The organism is Sporosarcina obsidiansis, assembly GCF_009651005.1.
In the GTDB taxonomy this organism is placed as follows: Bacteria; Bacillota; Bacilli; order Bacillales_A; family Planococcaceae; genus Sporosarcina; species Sporosarcina obsidiansis.
The window spans coordinates 22,915-44,615 of sequence record NZ_WHVW01000023.1; the positions used below are offsets into that span (position 1 = coordinate 22,915).

The following is a 21,701-nucleotide window of genomic DNA, read 5'->3' on the forward strand; positions in this document are numbered from 1 at the left end:
CGACAAAATTCGCACTAAAAAATTTATCTTGCTATGAAATAGACATTCTTACTCTATAAACTGTCCATAGATCTCTACCTCATACAGCGTGCAGTATAGCTTCCATTGAATTCCGTTACGAGCAGACTGGAACGTGAGCCATAAAGAAGGACGCTTTTTGTGAGTAAAGCGTAGTTGGTAGCACATCTTTACCTTACATCTCTGGCGCCTCACTACGTATGTTTTCAAGCACATATTTTGGTGATGAGCCGCCACTAAGGCTTCTTATTTATCCACACACAGCCACACACACAGAAAAAAGAAGACCTAACCATCCGGTTTAGTTGGCCTTCCGCGTTGTAAGCAGTTTGATAATTGTATTGGCTGTTTCTTCTACTGCACGATTGGTCACATCAATGACATCACAACCGACTCGTGACGTAATATCGTTAAAGTAGTCTATCTCTTGCTGAATACGTGCTATTTTCGCATAGTTTGCGTCATCTTTCAAGCCCAATGTTTCCAAACGCGCTTTTCGGATGGAATTCAATTGACTCACTGATATAGATAATCCAAAACATTTAGTTGGATTAATCGAGAATAATTCAGCAGGTGGATCAACCTCGGGAACGAGCGGAATGTTTGCCACTTTGTATCCCTTATTTGCCAGGAACTGCGATAAAGGCGTTTTGGAAGTTCTGGATACACCGATGAGTACGATATCTGCCTCTAGCACTCCACGCATATCTCTTCCATCATCATACTTTACCGCAAACTCGATTGCTTCAATCTTTTTAAAGTAATGATCGTCTAATTGTCTTACTAGACCCGGTTCTTCAAAAGGGTCTTGTCCTAATTGATCACTTATTTTCTCCATGATAGGACCAAGTAAATCTACGCATTTCACTTCCAGTTCCTCACAAAGTAATTGCAATTGTTCTCGCATAGTACTCTTGACTAAAGTGAAGACAATCAAAGCTTGCTGTCGCTTTGCTAAAAACACAATTTCCTCCAATTGTGAATTCTCTTCTATGTAAGAGAACCTTTTTATAGAAACCGTTTCCAAATCATGACGGAACTGACTAGCAGCCGCCTTCGTTACAAGACCGGCTGTTTCTCCAACAGAATCTGAGACGATGAATAATGTGAATTTCGGCATACAGTCCCTCCTCATAAATCATGATCTTCCGCTAATGAAAGAAATGCGGCTGTAATATTTGTTTTCGTAATCCGGCCAATCACTTCCAACCCACCCTCTTTCTCATTTACGATGGGCAATGAATCAATTTGACTATCCATCATTTTTTTGGCTACTGTAATAAGGGTATCCTGTTTTTTACAATATGTTATATTGGGCATTCTCGTCATAATAACATGTACAGGAATTTTATCTAATTCCGTTCTTCCAATGCTTGTTCGAAGCAAATCCTTACGTGACAAAACGCCCGTCAGTAAAGACTGTTGATCCACCACGAATAATGTACCTACATCTTCTAAAAACAGTTGGCAGATTGCATCATAGACGGACAAATTTTCAGTAACCACGACGGGTCTAGATTGGAAATCTCCAACTATCATATCTACCATACCATCCGCAACCGATTGAATAGGTTTTTTGCCAGAATAGAAATAGCCTACACGTGGTCGTGCATCTAAATATCCCGCCATGGTCAAGATCGCCAAATCAGGACGTATGGTGGCTCTTGCCAAATGTAACCGCTCTGCAATTTGCTCTCCTGTAATTGGCCCGTTTTCTTTAACGATGTCAAGGATTTCATTTTGACGAGTATTTAATTCCAAACATGTCACCGCCTTCAGACTTCAAAGTAGTATTTACTGTCTAATTATATATCAAGACGCTCACTATTGCGAAGAAAGGAGAAGCATGCTAAACTAATTTTGAATGAAGTAAACGAAGAACGGTCAATAAGTAGTGTAAACATCAGCGAGCAGGACCAGTGAAAGCCTGCAATACACGAAAACGGCAGCCGGGAGTTGAACCATTCATTATGAAAGTGGGTTGAAAAACCAATCGGGGTGGAACCGCGGGTCATTATGCACTCGTCCCCGGACATGTCTATGTCCGGAGACGAGTGCTTATTTTAATTGGAGGGGTTTAGAATGTTATCTATGGAACAAGTAGTGAATCTTTCAAAACAGCGGGGGTTTGTGTTCCCAGGTTCTGAAATTTATGGCGGTTTGGCGAATACTTGGGATTACGGTCCATTGGGTGTGGAGTTGAAGAACAATATTAAACGTGCTTGGTGGCGAAAATTCATTCAAGAGTCCCCTTATAACGTAGGGCTTGATTCAGCTATTTTGATGAATCCAAAAGTTTGGGAAGCATCTGGACATATTGGGAATTTCAATGATCCAATGATTGACTGCAAAAAATGTAAAACACGTCATCGCGCGGATAAATTGATTGAAGATGCCTTAGATAAAAAAGGGATTGAAATGGTGGTAGATGGCTTACCATTTGAAAAAATGTTTGACTTAATCCAAGAACACGATATCGTTTGTCCAACTTGTGGCGCAATGGATTATACAGAAATCCGTCAATTCAACTTGATGTTCAAAACGAGTCAAGGTGTTACTGATTCATCAGCAAATCAAATCTTCCTTCGTCCTGAAACAGCACAAGGAATTTTCGTTAACTTCAAAAATGTTCAACGATCGATGAGGAAGAAAGTACCATTTGGTATTGCGCAAGTCGGGAAAAGTTTCCGAAATGAAATCACACCGGGTAACTTTACTTTCCGTACGCGCGAGTTCGAACAAATGGAACTAGAATTCTTCTGTAAGCCAGGAGAAGATATGCAGTGGTATGAATACTGGCGTGATCAATCCAAGAATCTCTTGCTGAATCTTGGATTGAAAGAAGACAATATCCGTCTACGCGAACATAATGAGGACGAGCTTTCTCATTACTCCAAAGGTACGGTGGATATCGAATACAAATTTCCGTTTGGCTGGGGAGAACTTTGGGGTATTGCAAACCGTACGGATTTCGACTTAAAACGTCATATGGAATATTCAGGAGAAGACTTCCATTACCAAGATCCCGTGACTAATGAAAAATACGTCCCATATTGCATTGAACCTTCAGTAGGTGCAGATCGTGTAACATTAGCTTTCTTATGTGATGCGTTTGATGAGGAAGAGTTGGAAGACGGCGACAAGCGTACAGTCTTGCGCTTCCATCCAGCACTTGCGCCTATTAAAGCAGCTGTGTTGCCATTGTCTAAAAAACTAAGTGAAGATGCGGATAAAGTCTATACAGAACTAGCTAAGCACTTCCCAGTACAATATGACGATTCCCAATCCATCGGCAGACGTTACCGTCGTCAAGATGAAATCGGAACACCTTTCTGTATTACGTATGATTTTGATTCTCTAGAAGATCAGCAAGTAACTGTCCGTCACCGTGATTCTATGGAACAAGAACGTATGCCGATTGCAGACGTCAAAGCTTATATCGAAAAACATCTTCAATTTTAAGTAAAAACCCGGAAGAAGTTGGGCATTAGCCTTCCTCTTCCGGGTTTTCTTTCCGTCGCTGTAATTCAGGTGTCCGTTCTAATTGCTCAATAAACTTTCTAGATTTCAAGTAAATACCGATCTGCTCATGATAGATGGTAGAGATCAGTTTCTCCATGAACGTTTTCGTCGTCTTCTTTAATGTCAGTGTACCGATTTGATCCAATGGCACACTAAAAAATGTCCGAATCAGCTTGATTTGAGTAGGAGACAACCGAATAATGTACGGATCTACCGAAAAACAACGATGACATAGGAAACCAATTTGCTGGAAAGAAAAAGCAAACTCCCCTTCCGTAGCACCGCAATTCGCACACTCATGAAGAATCGGATGGATGCCAGCCACAGGGAGCATTTTCCACTGAACAAATAAGGAAATAGCTTCAGGATCATAGCCTTCTTCCATTGCATGAAACGCCTCTTGCAGCAATTGAAAAATGCCTGCATTCGGTTGTTCCGTCTCAGTCAAACGATCAATCAATTCAACAACCAGGCCAGCATAAGCTGTCGTTTCCAAATCTGAGCGAATATGACGGACACTGCTAATTAATTCACCTTGTTCGAGAGTCCCCATTCCCCTGCTAGCGCGTATCAAAAAGTAGCCATGAGTGAATGTTTGAGTAATGGCAGCTAACCGGCTTGCGGGCTTTTTCGCACCGCGAGCCATTGCCGTTAATTTGCCGGCTTCTCTAGTATAGATCGTCACAATTTTATTCGTTTCTCCATAAGGGATGCTTTTTATAATAAACCCTTCAATTTTGTTTAACAAAGCGCCCTCCCCTTACACACGTATACTGGACAGAGTATAAAATTAATAATCTTCCTCATTGAATCCAAATTCTTTTAATCGGCTCGGACGATTGCGCCAATCTTTTTGGACTTTCACCCACAATTCCAAGTATACTTTTTGACCAAGAAGCATCTCAATATCTTTTCGTGCCTTTGTGCCAATTTCCTTTAGCAACTTTCCACTTTTACCGATGACAATTCCTTTTTGCGAATCTCTTTCCACAATGATCGTCGCTCGAATATGTGTTTTTTCGGTTGAAGGATCCTGTTCCATGCTTTCTATAGCCACCGCAATGGAATGAGGGATTTCCTCACGTGTAGCATGCAGGACTTTTTCACGAATCATTTCCGAGATGATGAACCGCTCGGGATGATCTGTTACTTGATCAGCCGCATAATATTGAGGACCTTCCTGCAAATAGCTTTCAAGCGTTTCAACAAGTCGCTCGATATTATTACCGTTTAATGCTGAAATAGGAACCACTTCCGCAAAATCTAATTCTTTGGAGTATGTCGTAATGATTTCCAATAACTGATCAGGATGAACTAGATCAATCTTATTGATCACTAAGAAAACAGGCGTCTCGGATTTCTGTAGCCATTCCATAATAAATCGATCGCCCGTACCGATTTTCTCATCCGCGTTCACCATAAACATAATGACATCTACTTCACTCAACGTACTTCGTGTTACTTTCAGCATGAAGTCACCTAGACGGTGTTTTGGTTTATGAACACCAGGTGTATCAATGAAAATCATTTGTGATGTTTTACTCGTGACGATACCTTGCACTTTATTTCGTGTAGTTTGTGGTTTATCACTCATAATGGCAATTTTTTGCCCGACCATCCGATTAATGAATGTCGATTTTCCGACATTCGGACGCCCAATAATTGAAATAAAACCAGACTTGAATGGCTTATCGTTCTTCTGCATAATCTAAATCCTCCTTGGAAAAAGCACCTGGTAAAAGCTGTTCGACAGTCGTCTCTTGAACATCCCCTTTGAGATTCGTCAGATAGACCGGCATAGTAGGTGCACAAAACTCTGCAATCACTTGACGACATGAGCCACATGGTGAGATCGGTCCTGCAGTATCTCCGATCACCGTAAGCGACTTGAAGGACTTCACCCCCTCAGAGACCGCTTTAAAAATAGCCGTTCGTTCCGCGCAGTTTGCAAGTCCATAGGCGGAATTTTCAATATTACAGCCATGATAGATGTCTCCATCTTGCGTTTCCAAGGCAGCTCCCACTGGGAATTTAGAGTACGGAACATATGCAGTCTTCATTGCTTGTCTCGCTTCATTCTGTAATTGATCAATCTTCATATATTTCACTCCATTTCATTCATTTCTTATATGTCAACCTAACCATTTCGGTAAGAAGATCAAACAGCCTATTATCGCACTTGCAATGGCGAAAATCAATACCCCACCCGCCGCTGCGTCTTTCGCTTTTTTAGCTAACGGATGGTATTCCTTTGTGACAAGATCGACCACATGCTCTACAGCAGTATTCAATAATTCCAAAGCCATCATACCACTGATCAATAATAGGATAATAAACCATTCTGTTTTAGATAGACCTGTAAGCCAACCGGCTAGCATGACAATAATGGCAGATAGTGCATGAGATTTCATGTTCCGTCCATGCACAAAACCTTCGATAATCCCTGCCCATGCGTAGACGAATGACTTGAAAAATGTCTTCATTGGATCACTGCCGTTCCAAGCCGAAAGAAGTTAAAATTTCCGTTTGTCGACCGAACATTTTACGCTCTTCTTCATCCTCCATATGATCATATCCGAGTACATGAAGGAAGCCATGTAATGCTAAAAATCCTAATTCTCGTTGAAACGTATGATTGTATTCAACTGCTTGGCGTTTTGCAGTTTCGATGGAGATAATGATATCACCGAGTACGATAGGCATTTCATTATCATGAACAATCGCCACTTCACCTTCGGACAATTCCTCTAACGCAAATGAAATGACATCCGTCGGTCGGTCTTTCCCCCTGAATTCCGCGTTCACTGCTTGGATGGCTTCATCATCCATGAAAGTAATCGATAACTCGTATAAACCTTTTAAATTTTCCAATTCTGCTGCATGGCTCAAAAGATCGGTAATCAATTTTTCTGAACTTTGATCGACAGTTTCTGTTTCATCTTGAAAATAAAAGTCTATCATTATTCTACTACTCCTTTTTTATTCTGGATATTCAATTCGGTTATGGAAAATTCCATTTAATGTTTCACAAATTACTTTTTTCACCTGTTTTATCTCTTTCATTGATAAATCACACTCATCAAATTGATCATCTTCCACTTTTGTCCGAACAATGGATTCTACGAGAGCTGCGATTTTTTCAGGTGTTGGCTCTTTCATTGATCGGACTGCAGCCTCTACGCTGTCCGCAATCATGATGACCGCAATTTCCTTTGTTTGCGGCTTCGGACCAGAATATCTGAATTGTTCTTCCTCTACATCAAGATTATGTTCTTTCGCTTTCACGTAAAAAAACTTCAGCAAACTTGTACCATGATGTTGCCTAGCGATATTTACAAGCTCAGCGGGCATATGATGCTTCTCCAATATTTTAGCACCATCTTCCGCATGAGCTATAATCATATCACGACTTTTTTCAGGAGGGAGAGAATCATGTAAATTCTGCCCTGCATGCTGGTTCTCAATAAAGAAGCCAGGATGGACAGTTTTCCCAATGTCATGATAATAACTTCCCACACGTGCAAGCAATCCATTGGCACCGATTGACTCGCACGCTGCATCCGCCAAATTCGCAACCATAATACTATGATGATAGGTTCCAGGCGTCTCCACCAATATTTTCTTCAGCAATGGATGATTGGGATTCGATAACTCAACCAATCGTATATTGGAAAGCAAATGAAATGCAGACTCAAAAAACGGCAGGAGTCCAATCGTTAAAGCACCTGACAATACACCTGAAGTAATAGCCGCCACTACATAAAAAGTTAACTCCGCTAATGTATAGCTAGTCTGCGTCATTAGCAAATAAAATATAATAAACAAAACATTGGAAGCGGAAACAGCGAGACTGGCTTGTAATATCGTAGAACGTCTACCGTGCTCACTGAGAAGGTATATACTGACCATCCCGCCAAACAAAATATACAAGGCTACTTCCATTTGCATAATAGCAGCGATGCCTTCTTGTAGCATGATTCCAGCAGTTGCAGACGTAATGATAGTTGCTAGTACGGCAGTTCGCTCATTAATCAGAAGTCTGATCAGCATGGGTGCCAATGCAGTGGGAAATAAAAATGCAATTTGCACATCAAATTCATGATCAATATAACTGATAATTTTCATGAGAATAACGACAGTAAAAAATATAACATAAAACATCAGTAAGGCTTTCTTCTTGAATTGTTTGCTCTCTCGCCATTTAGAAAAATGAATCCATATCAGGCCAGAAATAAAAAGTATGAATAACCCGATTCCTAAAACCGGCTTAAAGGAAGACTGATTTGTCAGAACGCCCGCCAATTTCAGTTGTTGATAAATATCACGGTCGATCAGTTGTCCCTCTCGCACGATCACTTGTCCTTGTAGAATACGAATCGGTTCTACAGATTCACGTGCTTCGACTTTATTTTTTTCTGTCAATTCTTCGTCTATCACTTCAGTTTCCATAATAGTGGAACGCCCTATGAAAAGTGCGACATCAAGCAATTCCTTTGGCAATACGCTAGTTTGACGTATCTGTCTTTCCACTTCATAGCGATGTGTAGATACTTGCTCTTGCTTGAATGGTTGAGAAAGCTCTTCGCCAATAATTGTCAATAAAAGCTGATGCAAATTGTCTAAATCTTTTTGATCCGATGCTAACAACTGTTTTAATTGGTCATCAGATAAACGTAAAAGAGACCCTTCCTTTTCCATTCCATCAAGCTTTTCTCTAAGCAATTTCAACTTTTTACTTTCTGTCATGTCGGTTTCTTTTTTTTCTTCTACTTTCACATCACTTATGGCCGTGAAAATGGAACTAATAATCGCTTGTCTATTTTTCATGATATCTTCTGAAAAACGATAAGATGTTGGGACAGCTTGCTCCGCCCTGACGCGTTCCAATTCCGTTTTCTCTGTATCTTCTATCGTTTTTGGTGAACGTATCGTTTTGGGAGAAATCTCATATGCAGAAATTTCGTATGTTTCATTCCGACTATTTCCAAACATTAAAAAAAATAAAAGGATACTAGATAGACATACGACCAAAAGCATTAGAAACATAAATTTCACTTTCTTAAATTGTGAAAACAAACCATTGAAGTCCGCCAAATTATTTGCCTCCCTTTGGCAATTTTCGCCGCCTTACCTTATGTATTACTTTAATTCATAAAAAGCAGTACACTTTCTTGCCTAACGTTAAGCATGTATATCAATCCTGCTCTTCACTTACCATAGTTATGTTAGCCATTATACCTCATAAGGAGCCTATACTGCATTTATTTCCTTAATGACAAAAATCCGACAATGATATTTTCCTTAGTTGTATTTATGTATATCAAAATTAAAAACGAAGATTATTAGTTGCAAGTGCCAGCCTCTCGGATCACTTTGATCTTTCCGAAAAGGTGCATCTTCTCGCTTTTTGCACAAAATGAAAGCCCTCAAGCCATTATTAAGGGCTTTTGGGCTTTTTAACAATCATTAGTTCGATAACTGCTCTTTCTCATATGCATCAATGATCTTCGCTACAATCGGATGCCGTACTACATCGCCTTGTTCTAGGTAAATAAATTGAATATCCTGTACTTTCTTCAATATATTCTCCGCCACATTTAAGCCTGAATCTACACCACGTGGCAAGTCAATCTGCGTTTTATCTCCTGTGATCACCATCTTCGAACCAAAACCAAGGCGGGTCAAGAACATTTTCATTTGAGCTTTCGTTGTGTTTTGGGCTTCATCCAAAATAACGAATGCATCATCTAATGTTCTGCCTCGCATATAAGCTAGCGGTGCGATCTCGATCACTCCACGCTCAATTAACCTCTCTGTATGTTCAGCTCCTAGTATATCATGAAGGGCATCATACAACGGTCGCAAGTAGGGATCAACCTTCTCTTTCAAGTCTCCCGGAAGAAATCCTAGACTTTCTCCAGCTTCTACAGCAGGACGTGTCAAGATAATGCGCTTCACAGAACCTGATTTCATAGCCTGGACGGCCATAACCACCGCTAGATAGGTCTTTCCTGTTCCTGCTGGTCCAATACAGAAAACAAGATCTCTCGAACGAATTGATTGGATATACTCACGTTGTCCAATAGTCTTCGCGCGGATCACTTTTCCCTTTGTATTGCGTGCAATTTCTTCATCATACAAAGAGGAAAAGTATTCAATCGTGCCGTTTTTCGCCATTTCAATCGCTGTTGCAACATCTCGCAAATTAATATTAATCCCTTTACGAATGACTTTCAGCAGTTGTTCCAATAAAGCTTTCGCCGCTTCCGCAGGGTCCGCCTCTCCACTGATCGATATCGTCTCGCCCCTCGTTCGGATAGAGATATTCAATTCTTCCTCAATCAAATTCATATTTTGATCGGAAATTCCAAGAAGCATAATGGCTTCATTCGGTTCTTCAATATGCAGTTGAATTGTATGTTCGCTCAATATTTTCAGTCTCCTTGAGTTATCGGTCGTTTTTCAGCAATGTTTTCATTTATCAAAAATAATATAGTCCCCTTCACTTTATCATTAGTAAAGGTTACATGTAAAATATTTTCCTCTTTTATTATAAGCTCATCAGTTCTTTTGGACAGTAGATCATACTTCAATAAAGGAAGTATGACGGTTTCTTCCATTCCCTTACCTAAACGTACCGTATGGACTGGATCATCGCGTGTCTTTTTGAAAGTTACAGGATTCCTCAAACGCAAGCTGTCACTTTTACTTTTTTCCCACGGTGTCCTCCAATTAATATTCATTTGTTCTTCGCCAATAGTAAAATATTTAACAGTTCGTGGAAGTTCAAAATGATATTCTAACCAATAGTCGGCATACACCGCACCATCAGCTCCAACAACCGTGGTTTTTTCTCCTTGTTCTAAAATTCCGGTAGCGAGCATGTCACCTTTTTTTACAGTCTGGTGCACAATACTTGCACGTTCACCCCTTGTTAAGGCAAAATGCGTAATCACTCCTCCCGTTTTCGCTACTAAATGAGACGGTTTTTCCTTCACATCTTCTTTTACTTCAGTAGATAGCGGGGCTAGCATTGGCGAAACGATTAAAGACGTCCCCATCTGTTTAAAGCGAATCCACGATAAGGAAGACTCATCTTGCATTAACAGTCGCCTCATTTCATCTTCTTCAGGTAACTTTGAAAGAAGCGACGGAACCGTAATGTTCGCCTTTTCCATTTTGTTTTCCAGTCGCTCCGCTAATTCTGGCACTTCACTCTCCACCTTGATATTCCACAAGAATAAAGAAGCACAAAGCGGAAGCACACATCCCACAATAAATAGTAAGGAAGAAAACAGCCGATAATTGACTGTATCGTTTCCTATATGTGAAATTTTTACTTTCACACGATATTTTCTTCTTAATCGACGAATCGTTTGAATTCCTTTGCTGTCCGTTTCAAAATATACCGATCGGCCTGCCATATACAAATTTTTTATTTTAACTTGCTCTACTTGCAATTTTCCAAGAAAAGAAGACGCCCCCCCAGCAGCCGTCAATTGAACTTCGAATCTCTTATGACTCATATAGTCGCTCCTCGTTGGGGTTATATCGGATCGTCACATCTTTCAGCTCTATGATGGATACATGGGCACTTTGTTCAGTCAATGCTAGTACAGTCACTTCTTCACCTTGGATCGTTATAAAATAATCATCTGTTTGAAAGGAAACGGATTGCTCGCTTAATGCCTTTAATTGATAAAAGCCCGTAATCCGTAATGAATTAAATTCATCTAGAATGATAGATGGATGAAGTGCGAATAATTTTTTCACGAAAAAACCCCCTATCTCAACATATGACGGAGATGGGGGCGGCATGATTACCGTTTTGCTTTAGGAGGTCCTAAAATTTCAGAATAGATGATCCCTTGGAGGACCTGTTGCTGACTTGTCGGAATTAAATCCTCTTGTAGAATTCGTTCGTTTTCCTGAACTACTCGTTGTGGATCAGAATGTAATCGTCCTCTTCCAGACTGACGTTCAGGTCTTGGTGCAGAAGATGGCTTGGCAGGTCGCTCCCTATGCGTCACGGTCTCTTTGGGCTGCGGATAGAAAATTTCTGTTTGCGGCCCCTGCGACTTCATAGGCTGCTCTGCTTCCTGAGCCTCTTGCTGGAGGTCCCTGAATTCTTTCTGGATATCTTCAAAGAGACCTTTTGATAGTTCCTTCAGTGAGCGTGACTTCTGAGGAGCTTCGTTCGTACGAGACGAGTCTCTTTTAGATGAATCACTTTGAACAGTTTGTGTATAGGTCGGTTGCTGCTGACTAGGTTGCTTTTTAGGTTTTGGCTTTTCTTTCTTTTTACCGAAAAGCGATCCTAGCGCAAGCATGATAATAAAAATAATCAGTTGTTCCATTTATTATGCATCCCCTTCCCGGGAATTCATTGTTTTACTTACAATCAGTCTTTTTTCGGCGGTGGTGTTTGTTGGTCTCCGCCAATCTTGCTGATGGAGTCTCGCATACCTGTATCGGCTTGAATATTTTTGTAGTTCATATAATCCATGATCCCGATATTACCTGAACGCAATGCTTCTGCCATCGCTAACGGTACTTCTGACTCTGCGCCTACAACTTTTGCGCGCATCTCTTGTGTTTTCGCCTTCATCTCTTGTTCATTGGCAACAGCCATCGCACGACGTTCTTCTGCTTTTGCTTGGGCAATATTTTTGTCTGCCATCGCTTGCTCTGTTTGAAGTTCTGCACCAATGTTCTTACCGATATCAACGTCCGCAATATCAATGGATAGAATTTCAAACGCTGTTCCGGAATCCAAACCTTTCGTCAGAACAGTTTGGGAAATCATGTCCGGATTTTCAAGTACTTTCGCATGACTCGCAGAAGAACCAATCGTACTAACAATCCCTTCACCTACACGAGCAACGACTGTATCTTCACCCGCACCACCGACGAGGCGATCAATATTGGCACGAACTGTAATCCGCGCTTTTGCCTTTACTTCGATACCGTTCATCGCAACACCCGCGATGAATGGCGTCTCAATGACTTTCGGGTTAACGGACATTTGAACAGCTTCCAATACGTCACGTCCAGCCAAATCAATCGCTTGTGCTCTTTCAAATGTCAACGCAATGTTTGCACGTTGAGCTGCAATTAGAGAGTTGACAACGCGGTCTACGTTACCACCCGCTAAATAATGACTTTCCAATTGGTTAATTGTTACAGTCAGACCTGCTTTATGCGCTTTGATCAACGGGTTGACGACTCTACTCGGGATAACCCGACGTAAACGCATCCCGATTAGTGTGAAAATACTTACTCGCACTCCTGCTGCAATGGCGGAAATCCATAGCGTTACAGGTACAAACGTGAAAAATACTGCTAGTACGATGATGATAATAAAGACTGCAGCTACCAGTCCAATAGTTCCTAGTCCCATCATAAGCCTTGTTCCTCCTCTTTCTTCTTCTCTCTTACAACGATTCTGAAGCCTTCTACCGCCACAATCACTACTTCTTTATCACGATCAATATATCGTCCTTCCGACACGACATCGATTCGTTCGCCATTTAAATCAGCGACGCCAGATGGACGCAACGGGGTTAGAGTTGTCGCAACTTTTTGCAATAGATCCGTACGGTTTTCATTAGATACATAACCGTTTTCCGTATCCATCGTATCCATTAAAATGATTTTATTCAACAGATGAAGTTTTTTACCGAAGAATTTCATAATAACCACCGCTCCTATACTTGCTACGGCCATCGCAATCAGCACAGAAATTGCCATGAATGCCAAGTTTGTGCCTGCAAGCAAAATACTACCTATGATTGCCAAGACTCCGAAAATGCCCGCTATCCCTCCTGCAATGAAAAATTCGGCAATGATGAGTACAATGCCTAAAGCGAACAACAGCCAGCTCTCATACCCTGCCAAACCAGCCACCGTGTGCCCATAGAAAAATAAGAATAAGGAAGTTAACCCCATACTCCCCGGCACTCCAAAGCCTGGCGAATACAATTCTACAATCAGCCCAAGACTTGCAACAGATAGTAAAATCGGTACGATAATTGGATTCGTAATGAAGCGAGCTAATTTTTCCGAGAATGTCTCTGTTGTAGAGATGATCGTTGCATCAGCTAAGTCTAGTTTCTGCAACAACTCGTCAAACGTCGCGACCGTTCCCTGACTATAGTGCACTTTCTCCGCTTCATCAGCAGTGAGTGTCAGTAACTCACCTTTTGGTGCACGAAGTTCTGGCATGTCGATATTCGGATCAGCCATGGCAAGTGCATATTTTGGGTCACGTTTTTCTTTGTGCAATGCAGCATTTTTCATTTGTGCTAGCCAATAACTATTTGCTTTCGCTTCAGCAGCATTTCCAGACCCATCGATCACTTGTGCAGCACCAATCGAACCACCTGGTGTCATGTAGATTTCATCAGCATACAACGCTAAGAACGCCCCTGCCGATAACGCCCGATCATTGATAAACGCGACAATAGGCGTATCTGTCGATTTCATCAACTTCGCTATTTGATCGGCAGCATCTACAAAACCACCTGGAGTATCTATATCCAATACAATCGTGTCTGCCCCCGCATCCGCCGCTTCTTTGAATGAACGCTGTAGAAACGCATGTAAACCTTTCTCCACTTCTTTATGAAGTGGGACTCGATAAACCTTCGTTTCTGCTGCTTCCGAGTGCATAAAAGGCAAAGCGATCGTTCCGATGAATAAAATGAGCAGAAAAACTGACCTAATCATTTTAATCATTATATTCTCACCTCTCTCTACTGCCTATTATACTTACTATTTACGATTGAAACCGCTTTTAGTTTCATTTTAATTAAAATTAATTAAAAAAATATAAAATAAACCGAAAATCCTTTGAAGGATTTTCGGTTTATAGGAAATTACATTAATAGTTAATCTCAAATTTCATTGTATGAAGAAATTAGAATTTACGCTTACGAGCAGCTTCTGATTTCTTTTTACGTTTCACACTTGGCTTTTCATAGAACTCGCGCTTTCTAACCTCTTGTATTGTACCACTCTTGGATACAGTACGTTTGAAGCGGCGAAGAGCGTCTTCAAGTGATTCATTTTTGCGAACGACTGTCTTAGTCATATCTCTTGTCCCTCCCTCCGAGCACACTTCGAAACATAGCTGTTTGCCATGTACTAGCAAATTATAACGCAAAAAATTCAATTGGTCAATAAAAAACTATTAGAATATTAATTGGAATTTCTCGTCACATTCAAGGACCGCATCAATAATCAGCAGACGATTCCAGCCCCTCCATGATGGCTACACCTGAACTGGCACCAATTCGTGTAGCTCCAGCTTCGATCATTTTGTTGACATCATCAATATTTCGTACCCCACCTGAAGCTTTCACACCAATTTCAGGACCTACTACGGAACGCATTAATTTTACATCTTCTGGGGTAGCTCCACCCGTTGAGAAGCCAGTAGAAGTTTTCACGTAATTCGCGCCTGCTAGCACTGCCAACTCACAAGCTGTCCGTTTTTGCATATCATCAAGCAAAGACGTTTCCAGAATGACTTTTACAAGCGCTTGACCTTTCGCCGCTTCCACTACTGCTTCGATATCTTTCTGCACCTGTTCTAACTGTCCGCTTTGGAGCGCTCCTACATTCAGTACCATATCGATTTCGCCAGCCCCATTGGCAATTGCATCTTTCGTTTCGTAAGCTTTCACTTCTGTAGTGCTAGCACCTAATGGAAAACCAATGACCGTACACACTTTGACATCTGTATCTTGTAATGCTTCCGCAGCCGTCTTGACCCATGTCGGATTGATACAAACAGAAGCGAATGAATATTTTTTTGCTTCATCACATAATTCTAGGACTTGTTGTTTCGTTGCATCTGCCTTTAACAGTGTATGATCAATATAAGCGGCATATTTATTCGTCAATGAAAGCGCTCCTTTTCCAATCTCTTTTCTTTTAGTATAGCAAAGCTTGAATTTTGTTGCACGAAAAAGACCACCTTTTACAGGTGGCCGCATTTAGACTAAATGTTTCTCTTCTTCAATGATTCTAACCGGCTGTCCTTCGTTGTACGGGTATCCAGCTTTTGAAATTTTGACTCTCACAATTTGACCGACCATCGATTCATCTGCCGGCAACACGACTTTCAAATAATTGTCCGTATAGCCTTCATATAAGTTTTGCTCAGGATCTAATTTATAGCGCTCTTCTGGAATGATTTCTAACACTTCCCCTTCAAACTGAGAAGCATAGTCTTTTGCCAATTGATCGTTCAGCGTGAGCAAACGATGCACTCGCTCGTTTTTGACGCTTTCATCGATTTGATCTTCCATACGAGCAGCAGGCGTGCCTGTTCTCTTAGAATAAGGGAACACATGCAGCTCTGAAAACTTATGATCGCGAATAAAATTATATGTTTCCATAAATTCTTCTTCCGTTTCACCAGGAAAACCAACAATGACATCAGACGTGATAGCTAATTGTGGCAGTGCTTCATTCAATCGTGTGAGTCGCTCCGAGAAGAATTCCATCGTATACTTCCGACGCATCCGCTTCAATACAGTATTTGAACCTGATTGAATTGGAATATGCAAGTGACGTACAACGATTTTAGATTCTCGTAATACTTCGATCACTTCATCTGTTAATTGACTAGCTTCGATCGAACTAATTCGAAGGCGTTTAAGTCCTTTGACATTCTGTTCAAGATCACGCAAAAGACGGGCGAGATTATAGTCTTTCAAATCTTCACCATAGCCACCTGTATGAATTCCAGTCAAAACAATCTCCAAATAGCCTGCATCCACAAGTTGTTGCGCCTGGTGTATTACCTCTTGCGGGTCACGTGAACGCATTAAACCTCTAGCCCATGGAATAATACAGAATGTACAGAAGTTGTTACATCCTTCTTGGATTTTTAAAGAAGCACGTGTTCGGTCAGTGAACGCGGGCACATCCAATTCCTCATAGACACGGTTTTTCATAATATTACGTACGGCATTGATCGGTTTACGTTCTTCCCGATACTCCGCAATCAAACCTAATAATTTCGAACGATCTTGAGTACCAACAACGATATCCACACCAGGAATCGCCATAATTTCAGCAGGAGAAGTTTGCGCATAGCAACCCGTAACACAAATCACCGCATCCGGATTTTTGCGAATCGCCCGGCGGATGACTTGACGGCTCTTTTTATCACCTGTATTCGTTACCGTACAAGTGTTAATCACGTAGACGTCTGAACTTTTTTCAAAATCAACACGCTCGTAGCCTGCTTCTTGGAACAGCTGCCAAATAGCTTCTGTTTCGTAATGATTTACTTTGCAGCCTAATGTATGAAAAGCAACCGAAGACATAAGCTGCTCACCTCTTTCATTCAAATTCATAAGACATAGCGGACAATAAATATAATGGCGCGGTTTCTGTACGTAAGATTCTAGGCCCTAGCGAGATCGGTAGAAATCCGGCATCTTGCAATAAACCAGCTTCCTCTCTAGCTAAACCGCCTTCCGGTCCAAAAACAACTATTATCGATTGTTTATGATACACGTTTTTCAGACGGTCTGCAATCTTATGCGGCATATCGCTTTTCGCATCTTCTTCATCTGCGAACAATTTGACATCAAAGGAAGCGGCATAGTCTACTAGTTGCGTAATAGTATGGACTGGAAGTATCTCTGGTATTTTGTTTCGGTGACATTGTTCTGCAGCTTCTTTAGCGATTTTTTGTAGTCGTTCGACTCGTTTATCGCTTTTTTTATAATCCCACTTCACAATGGACCTGTTAGCTGCTAAAGGAATCAGACGGTTCATCCCAAGTTCTGTCCCTTTTTGCGTAATCAAGTCTAATTTGTCCCCTTTTGGTAGACCGCAAGCAATCGTAACGTGCACAGGAAGTTCATTAGTTTTATGAAATACCTGTTGTTGCAAGACGATCACTTGATTTTCAAGGATTTCCTTAATGATAGCAATCGAAACTATTTCATCATAAACAGTTAGAATTTCTTGTCCTGGCATCATTCGCATCACTTTGACGATATGTTTATAATCATCTCCGTCGATCGTTACGATTCCTTGTGCATCAAAAGGCTGTTCCAAAAAATATCGTTGCACAATTATTCACGCCCTCTGCGAGCAATGATCGCTACCCAATCTTCCATGAGCACCGTTTCCACAATTTCAAATCCTTGTGCAATTAAGTCTTCTCGAACCTCATCGCGTTTTTGCATGATGATCCCAGAGGTAATAAATAACCCTCCTGGTTTGACTAGGCGATACGCATCACTTGAAAACGACATGATCACATCGGCAAGAATGTTCGCGATGATTAAATCAGGTGGTTCCTCTATCGCATCCAGCAAATTGGCTTGTAAAACTGTAATTTGGTCATCTACATGGTTATATGAAACATTTTCTTGCGCAGCCCGCACAGCCACTTCATCTAAATCCAGCGCAGTAATTTGCTTCGCCCCTAGCAAAGCGGCTCCGATAGCCAAAACACCAGAACCCGTTCCGACATCGACAACTGTTTGTCCAGGCTGCAAATATTGCTCCAAGGCTTGCAAGCAAAGAACAGTTGTTGGATGCGTACCTGTTCCAAACGCCATTCCTGGATCTAATTCAATGATCAATTCATCTGATTCGACTGGTGTATAGTCTTCCCAAGTAGGCACGATCGTAAAACGCTTAGAAATTTTCACTGGATGGTAATACTGTTTCCAAGAATTTGCCCAATCCTCTTCGTCCACCTCTGTTATCCCAATCGTGAAATTTCCAGGATTTAATGAAAATTTGCGAAGTGCCTCGATTTCCAATTCTAGCTCTTGGACCGTTTCATTAATAAAGCTAGTAACTGGAAGATAAGCTTTTATGATGACTCCTTCGTTCGGAAAGTCCCCTTTATCGAGGGCATATAGCTCGCCATACTGGTTTACGCGTTCCTTATCCGGCTCTGCGGAATCTTCGATGATGACACCACTAGCTCCCGCTTCATGTAGTATATTCGCTACTGCTTCGGTTGCTTCATGTGTGGTATGCACAGAGACTTCAGACCATTTCACAGTTCTTCAATCCTTTCATTCGCCTTTGAAAGTACGTTTAATTTTGTCAAAGAATGAACTAGAGTATTCATCAGGCGACTCTCCCTCAATGGAAGCAAATTCCCTCAGCAACTCTTTTTGTTTATCTGTCATCTTTTTCGGAGTCACTACTTTCACAATGACATGTTGATCTCCAACTCCGTGTCCATGCACATTCGGAACCCCTTTACCACGCAATCGGAAGTTCGTTCCATTTTGTGTTCCTGCCGGGATTTTTAATTTCACTTTCCCGTGAACAGTCGGAACTTCGAGCTCATCTCCTAAAGCAGCTTGCGGGAAGGTCAATGATAATTCCAAAATAATATCGTCTTCTTCACGAATAAAACGCTTGTGAGAACGTACATTGAAGACGATATACAGGTCACCCGGAGGTCCTCCATTAACACCCGCTTCACCTTGACCTCCAACACGTAAACGCTGTCCTTGGTCCACTCCTGCCGGTACCGTAACTTTAATCACCTTATTCTTGGTAACTCGGCCTTTTCCGTGACAAGTCTCACATTTCTCTGGAATTATTTTCCCGGTTCCTTGACATGTTGGACATGTTCTTCTATTCACCACTTGGCCAAAAGGTGTATTTTGAGTCACTGATACTTCACCCGAGCCATTACATTGCGTACAAGTTTTCACACTTGTTCCTTTTTTTGCACCCGTTCCGTCACATGTCTCACATTCCTCTTCACGGGGGATAGTAATCTCCGTTTCTTGTCCGAAGATCGCATCCATGAAGTCGACCGTCATCGTATACTGAAGATCGTTTCCTTTTTGAGGCGCATTTGGATCTCTTCTTCTCGCACTACCGCCAAAGAATGTACTGAAAATATCTTCAAAGCCAAATCCTTCTGCACCACCGCCACCAAAGCCACCAAAGCCTTGACTAGGTCCTTCATGGCCAAATTGATCGTAGTTGGCGCGTTTGCTTTCATCACTCAGAACTTCAAATGCTTCTGTTACCTCTTTAAATTTCAATTCAGCATCCGCTTCTTTATTCAAGTCAGGATGATATTGTTTAGAAAGCTTTCGATACGCTTTGCGGATTTCTTCTTTTGTGGCTGACTTAGAAACCCCTAACACGTCATAGTAATCTCGTTTACTCATTTACTGCACCCCTCATCGCATTTTACCTGTGGTCCATTGTACCACGGGGAAATGAATTATGTGACGTTCACAGACAAAAAAGTCAAAGCCGGAATTTCGGACTTTGACTTTTCCGTCAACGTATATGTCAATTTACTTATTTATTATCTTTGTCGTCTACTTCTTCAAAATCTGCATCTACTACACTGTCATCTGTCTCTCCTGGTTGTGTATCGCCTTGTGCAGCTTGAGCTTCTGCTGCAGCTTGCTCATACAACTTTACGGAAAGCGCCTGGACTAATCCATCGAGCTTTTCTTTCTTCGTACGAATCTGTTCAAGATCTCCGGATTCGTTTGCAGATTTAAGCTCTTCCAACGCTTCTTGAGCTTCTTTTACTTCTGCCTCATCAACTTTACCTTCAAGATCTTTCAATGTTTTTTCCGCCATGAAGACAAGTTGATCTGCTTCATTACGTAATTCTGCTTCCTCTTTACGCTTTTTATCTTCTTCAGCGTGCGCTTCTGCGTCTTTCACCATTTGATCGATCTCTTCATCGGAAAGACCTGAACTTGATTGGATCGTAATATTTTGTTCTTTTTGTGTTCCAAGGTCTTTCGCTTTAACATTTACGATACCGTTTTTATCGATATCAAAAGTTACTTCAATTTGCGGGACGCCACGTGGCGCTGGCGGAATATCAGTCAATTGGAAGCGACCAAGAGTTTTATTGTCAGTCGCCATTGGACGCTCACCTTGTAATACATGGATATCCACTGCTGGTTGATTATCTGCCGCAGTTGAGAATACTTGAGATTTACTTGTTGGAATTGTCGTGTTGCGGTCAATTAGCTTTGTAAATACAGAACCCATTGTTTCGATACCTAGTGATAGAGGCGTAACGTCAAGTAATACTACATCTTTTACGTCTCCTGTGATAATTGAACCCTGAACTGCTGCACCCATTGCAACTACTTCGTCTGGGTTTACACCTTTAAAAGGCTCTTTACCAGTAGCTTTTTTGATTGCTTCCTGAACAGCAGGGATACGTGTAGAACCACCAACTAAGATGACACGGTCAATATCAGATGGTGAAAGATCCGCATCTTTCAACGCTTGACGTGTTGGTACCATAGAACGTTCTACAAGTCCTGCTGTTAATTCATCAAATTTCCCACGTGTTAATGTGATTTCCAAATGAAGTGGACCCGCTTCTCCTGCTGTAATGAACGGTAAAGAAATTTGCGTCGACGTGACTCCTGAAAGATCTTTTTTCGCTTTTTCAGCTGCATCTTTCAAACGTTGCATAGCCATTTTATCTTTAGAAAGGTCAATTGCATTTTCTTTACGGAATTCTTGAACTAGGTAGTCGATAATAATGTCATCAAAATCGTCTCCACCTAATTTATTGTCACCAGCAGTTGAACGCACTTGGAAGACACCGTCTCCAAGTTCTAGAATGGACACGTCGAACGTACCGCCACCCAAGTCATATACAAGGATCGTCTGGTCTTCGTCTGTTTTATCCATACCATACGCAAGTGCTGCAGCTGTTGGTTCATTGATGATTCGCTCTACTTCAAGCCCTGCAATCGTTCCTGCATCTTTAGTAGCTTGACGCTGCGCATCGTTGAAATAAGCAGGTACTGTAATAACTGCTTTTGAAACTGTTTCACCTAGATAGTCTTCTGCATAACCTTTCATGTATTGAAGGATCATAGCAGAAACTTCTTGAGGTGTGTATTCTTTACCGTCAACTTCTACTTTGAAGTCTGAACCCATGTGTCTTTTGACAGACATGATCGTATTCGGATTGGTGATGGATTGACGTTTTGCAACTTCTCCAACTTGGCGCTCCCCGTTTTTGAATGCTACAACTGAAGGAGTTGTTCGGTTGCCTTCCGGATTTGGGATAACTTTTGCTTCTCCACCTTCATATACTGCTACTACTGAGTTTGTTGTACCTAAGTCAATACCAATAATTTTACTCATGTTTAGTTGCC

22 protein-coding genes are annotated in these 21,701 nt (G+C 41.3%); 1 reads left to right on the top strand and 21 read right to left on the bottom strand.

All coding sequences use genetic code 11. The annotated features are described in order from the left end of the window. Positions 1–319: 319 nt before the first annotated feature. Together GD002_RS15145 and GD002_RS15150 are read right to left on the bottom strand one after the other, a co-directional pair. A complete protein-coding gene (locus GD002_RS15145) occupies positions 320–1,138 on the bottom strand; it encodes a pyruvate, water dikinase regulatory protein (protein WP_153733205.1) in 819 nt (272 codons plus the stop codon). 11 nt (positions 1,139–1,149) lie between these two features. Then, positions 1,150–1,788 carry a helix-turn-helix transcriptional regulator gene (locus GD002_RS15150; RefSeq protein ID WP_153733206.1) on the bottom strand — a complete coding sequence of 213 codons (639 nt, stop codon included), beginning with the start codon at positions 1,786–1,788 and terminating at the stop codon, positions 1,150–1,152. A gap of 312 nt (positions 1,789–2,100) precedes the next feature. On the opposite strand from GD002_RS15150, the gene GD002_RS15155 reads away from it, so the two are divergent. After that, entirely contained in the window at positions 2,101–3,480 is a 1,380-nt protein-coding gene (locus GD002_RS15155; protein WP_153733207.1) for a glycine--tRNA ligase, read from the top strand. A gap of 25 nt (positions 3,481–3,505) precedes the next feature. Here the strand turns inward: GD002_RS15155 and recO are convergent, their stop codons facing one another. The 19 genes from recO to dnaK form a co-directional block, all read right to left on the bottom strand. Beyond that, positions 3,506–4,288 carry a DNA repair protein RecO gene (gene recO / locus GD002_RS15160; protein ID WP_153733208.1) on the bottom strand — a complete coding sequence of 261 codons (783 nt, stop codon included), beginning with the start codon at positions 4,286–4,288 and terminating at the stop codon, positions 3,506–3,508. A 42-nt stretch (positions 4,289–4,330) separates the two neighbouring features. Beyond that, positions 4,331–5,245: a GTPase Era gene (era, locus tag GD002_RS15165; RefSeq protein ID WP_153733209.1), complete on the bottom strand. Its 915-nt coding sequence runs from the start codon at positions 5,243–5,245 to the stop codon at positions 4,331–4,333. Further along, positions 5,229–5,639 carry a cytidine deaminase gene (locus GD002_RS15170; protein ID WP_153733210.1) on the bottom strand — a complete coding sequence of 137 codons (411 nt, stop codon included), beginning with the start codon at positions 5,637–5,639 and terminating at the stop codon, positions 5,229–5,231. The genes era and GD002_RS15170 overlap by 17 nt, the downstream gene beginning before the upstream one ends. 33 nt (positions 5,640–5,672) lie before the next feature. After that, complete coding sequence (locus GD002_RS15175; protein WP_153733211.1) at positions 5,673–6,023, bottom strand: diacylglycerol kinase family protein; 351 nt, start codon at positions 6,021–6,023, stop codon at positions 5,673–5,675. 4 nt (positions 6,024–6,027) lie between these two features. Further along, a complete protein-coding gene (gene ybeY, locus GD002_RS15180) occupies positions 6,028–6,501 on the bottom strand; it encodes an rRNA maturation RNase YbeY (protein ID WP_153733212.1) in 474 nt (157 codons plus the stop codon). A gap of 18 nt (positions 6,502–6,519) precedes the next feature. Next, positions 6,520–8,586, bottom strand: coding sequence for an HD family phosphohydrolase (locus tag GD002_RS15185; RefSeq protein ID WP_194841635.1), 2,067 nt, complete (start codon positions 8,584–8,586; stop codon positions 6,520–6,522). Positions 8,587–9,006: 420 nt separating this feature from the next. Continuing rightward, the gene (locus GD002_RS15190) at positions 9,007–9,918 is read right to left on the bottom strand and encodes a PhoH family protein (protein WP_194841636.1); all 912 of its coding nucleotides are present in this window, start codon (positions 9,916–9,918) and stop codon (positions 9,007–9,009) included. Positions 9,919–9,974: 56 nt separating this feature from the next. Continuing rightward, a complete protein-coding gene (locus GD002_RS15195; protein WP_153733215.1) occupies positions 9,975–11,066 on the bottom strand; it encodes a sporulation protein YqfD in 1,092 nt (363 codons plus the stop codon). Continuing rightward, positions 11,056–11,313, bottom strand: coding sequence for a YabP/YqfC family sporulation protein (locus GD002_RS15200; protein ID WP_194841634.1), 258 nt, complete (start codon positions 11,311–11,313; stop codon positions 11,056–11,058). The genes GD002_RS15195 and GD002_RS15200 overlap by 11 nt, the downstream gene beginning before the upstream one ends. Positions 11,314–11,360: 47 nt before the next feature. Further along, positions 11,361–11,897 (bottom strand): hypothetical protein, encoded by a 537-nt coding sequence (locus GD002_RS15205; RefSeq protein WP_153733217.1) that lies wholly within the window; start codon positions 11,895–11,897, stop codon positions 11,361–11,363. A 44-nt stretch (positions 11,898–11,941) separates the two neighbouring features. Further along, a complete protein-coding gene (gene floA, locus GD002_RS15210) occupies positions 11,942–12,940 on the bottom strand; it encodes a flotillin-like protein FloA (RefSeq protein WP_153733234.1) in 999 nt (332 codons plus the stop codon). Then, positions 12,940–14,277, bottom strand: coding sequence for an NfeD family protein (locus tag GD002_RS15215; RefSeq protein WP_153733218.1), 1,338 nt, complete (start codon positions 14,275–14,277; stop codon positions 12,940–12,942). Before GD002_RS15215 ends, floA begins: the two co-directional genes overlap by 1 nt. Positions 14,278–14,458: 181 nt before the next feature. After that, positions 14,459–14,632: a 30S ribosomal protein S21 gene (rpsU, locus tag GD002_RS15220; RefSeq protein ID WP_009496905.1), complete on the bottom strand. Its 174-nt coding sequence runs from the start codon at positions 14,630–14,632 to the stop codon at positions 14,459–14,461. A 142-nt stretch (positions 14,633–14,774) separates the two neighbouring features. Next, positions 14,775–15,446 (bottom strand): deoxyribose-phosphate aldolase, encoded by a 672-nt coding sequence (deoC, locus tag GD002_RS15225; RefSeq protein ID WP_153733219.1) that lies wholly within the window; start codon positions 15,444–15,446, stop codon positions 14,775–14,777. Between the two features lie 93 nt (positions 15,447–15,539). After that, a complete protein-coding gene (mtaB, locus tag GD002_RS15230; RefSeq protein WP_153733220.1) occupies positions 15,540–16,880 on the bottom strand; it encodes a tRNA (N(6)-L-threonylcarbamoyladenosine(37)-C(2))-methylthiotransferase MtaB in 1,341 nt (446 codons plus the stop codon). Positions 16,881–16,896: 16 nt separating this feature from the next. Continuing rightward, positions 16,897–17,637 carry a 16S rRNA (uracil(1498)-N(3))-methyltransferase gene (locus GD002_RS15235; protein WP_153733221.1) on the bottom strand — a complete coding sequence of 247 codons (741 nt, stop codon included), beginning with the start codon at positions 17,635–17,637 and terminating at the stop codon, positions 16,897–16,899. A gap of 2 nt (positions 17,638–17,639) precedes the next feature. After that, on the bottom strand, positions 17,640–18,584 hold the full coding sequence (prmA, locus tag GD002_RS15240) for a 50S ribosomal protein L11 methyltransferase (RefSeq protein WP_153733222.1): 945 nt from the start codon (positions 18,582–18,584) through the stop codon (positions 17,640–17,642). 15 nt (positions 18,585–18,599) lie between these two features. After that, positions 18,600–19,721, bottom strand: coding sequence for a molecular chaperone DnaJ (gene dnaJ, locus GD002_RS15245; RefSeq protein WP_153733223.1), 1,122 nt, complete (start codon positions 19,719–19,721; stop codon positions 18,600–18,602). A 136-nt stretch (positions 19,722–19,857) separates the two neighbouring features. Next, the gene (gene dnaK, locus GD002_RS15250; RefSeq protein WP_153733224.1) at positions 19,858–21,690 is read right to left on the bottom strand and encodes a molecular chaperone DnaK; all 1,833 of its coding nucleotides are present in this window, start codon (positions 21,688–21,690) and stop codon (positions 19,858–19,860) included. Positions 21,691–21,701 lie beyond the last annotated feature (11 nt).

Excerpts from the sequence above, each read along its gene's own strand:
- GD002_RS15190 (WP_194841636.1), bottom strand. The coding sequence starts at position 9,918 with ATGCTTCTTGGAATTTCCGATCAAAATATGAATTTGATTGAGGAAGAA.
- GD002_RS15170 (WP_153733210.1), bottom strand. The coding sequence starts at position 5,639 with ATGAAGATTGATCAATTACAGAATGAAGCGAGACAAGCAATGAAGACT.
- GD002_RS15215 (WP_153733218.1), bottom strand. The coding sequence starts at position 14,277 with ATGATTAAAATGATTAGGTCAGTTTTTCTGCTCATTTTATTCATCGGA.
- GD002_RS15145 (WP_153733205.1), bottom strand. The coding sequence starts at position 1,138 with ATGCCGAAATTCACATTATTCATCGTCTCAGATTCTGTTGGAGAAACA.
- GD002_RS15185 (WP_194841635.1), bottom strand. The coding sequence starts at position 8,586 with ATGTTTCTAATGCTTTTGGTCGTATGTCTATCTAGTATCCTTTTATTT.
- era (WP_153733209.1), bottom strand. The coding sequence starts at position 5,245 with ATGCAGAAGAACGATAAGCCATTCAAGTCTGGTTTTATTTCAATTATT.
- GD002_RS15155 (WP_153733207.1), top strand. The coding sequence starts at position 2,101 with ATGTTATCTATGGAACAAGTAGTGAATCTTTCAAAACAGCGGGGGTTT.
- floA (WP_153733234.1), bottom strand. The coding sequence starts at position 12,940 with ATGGGACTAGGAACTATTGGACTGGTAGCTGCAGTCTTTATTATCATC.
- GD002_RS15175 (WP_153733211.1), bottom strand. The coding sequence starts at position 6,023 with ATGAAGACATTTTTCAAGTCATTCGTCTACGCATGGGCAGGGATTATC.
- mtaB (WP_153733220.1), bottom strand. The coding sequence starts at position 16,880 with ATGTCTTCGGTTGCTTTTCATACATTAGGCTGCAAAGTAAATCATTAC.
- GD002_RS15205 (WP_153733217.1), bottom strand. The coding sequence starts at position 11,897 with ATGGAACAACTGATTATTTTTATTATCATGCTTGCGCTAGGATCGCTT.
- dnaK (WP_153733224.1), bottom strand. The coding sequence starts at position 21,690 with ATGAGTAAAATTATTGGTATTGACTTAGGTACAACAAACTCAGTAGTA.
- dnaJ (WP_153733223.1), bottom strand. The coding sequence starts at position 19,721 with ATGAGTAAACGAGATTACTATGACGTGTTAGGGGTTTCTAAGTCAGCC.
- GD002_RS15195 (WP_153733215.1), bottom strand. The coding sequence starts at position 11,066 with ATGAGTCATAAGAGATTCGAAGTTCAATTGACGGCTGCTGGGGGGGCG.
- rpsU (WP_009496905.1), bottom strand. The coding sequence starts at position 14,632 with ATGACTAAGACAGTCGTTCGCAAAAATGAATCACTTGAAGACGCTCTT.
- ybeY (WP_153733212.1), bottom strand. The coding sequence starts at position 6,501 with ATGATAGACTTTTATTTTCAAGATGAAACAGAAACTGTCGATCAAAGT.